General features: G+C 55.8%; 1 pseudogene. It reads right to left on the reverse strand.

The annotated features are described in order from the left end of the window. Positions 1-1,007, reverse strand: a pseudogene (locus ACT3RR_RS23090) (hypothetical protein); the annotation flags it as partial.

Raw genomic sequence — 1,007 nt, forward strand, 5'->3', positions numbered from 1 at the left:
ACGCCACGGTGCCACCATCCGTGGTTAGAGTAATGATAGCGCTAGGAAACGTGGCATTACCCGAAGTTAGCGCACCAAAACTGAACGCCGCCGCGTAACCATAATCTTTCGTTTGTAACACGCCCTTTATCAGCGGGTGGTACTGACTCACTTCTCTAGGGGCAATATATCCCGGTGTGACAAACGGCGCGTAGGGGGCTGTATATTGACCTTGAAACGCACCGGCCCCTTCCCACATACCAGACCGAGATCCAAAGTGTGATGCATTGTTGAGGTAGCCCACGTCGCCGCCTGCGGTGGACAGTGCACCAACATTTGAAGCGGTAATGCTGATGTCCTGGGTGCCGTCAAAATTCACACCGGCAATCTTGCGCGCCGTCTCTAATTTGCTGGCCGCCTTCGCCGTTGCGTCAACCGGTAGTGCACCGACATCACTCGGTTTAAGGCTGATGTCCTGCGTTCCGTCAAAGCTCACACCGGCGATTTTGCGCGCCGTGGCCAACTTACTGGCCGCCACCGCCGTGCCGCCAGAAGGTAACGCCCCTACGTCGCCCGGCGTTAGGTTAATGTCCCCACTTAACGCCTTGTTGTTTACTTTTCGCACTTTAGGCACCCCGCCCAGCGTGTCTAAAGCAGCCTGCGGATCGGCAATATCCGTCAGTTTTTTATCTTTACGCAAAAACGCGCTGTTTCCGGCCTGTTCGCTCAACGAGCCTTTAGGGCGCAGGTCTGTGATGTTGCCTGCGGCGTCGATGCTGGCCAGGGCAAACACGTAGTGGGCAATGCCATTGCTGACGTAATTTTGCAGCGTGTCGGTCAGGGTAAATTTAATGACCGCCTGGTAAGCGCTGGTCAGCGTTCCCTGATAGCACACGTCCACCCATACCTTGACCGGCTTCACGCCTACCGTGATATTTTCATTACTGGCCAGCGCCGCACGCAATCCGCCGACGTAGCCCACGCCCTGCGTAACGTAGAATTGCTGGCCCGCCTTAGCCACTAAAAAA

The sequence above is a fragment of the Ewingella sp. AOP8-B2-18 genome, from assembly GCF_052376015.1.
Classification (GTDB): domain Bacteria; phylum Pseudomonadota; class Gammaproteobacteria; order Enterobacterales; family Enterobacteriaceae; genus Ewingella; species Ewingella allii.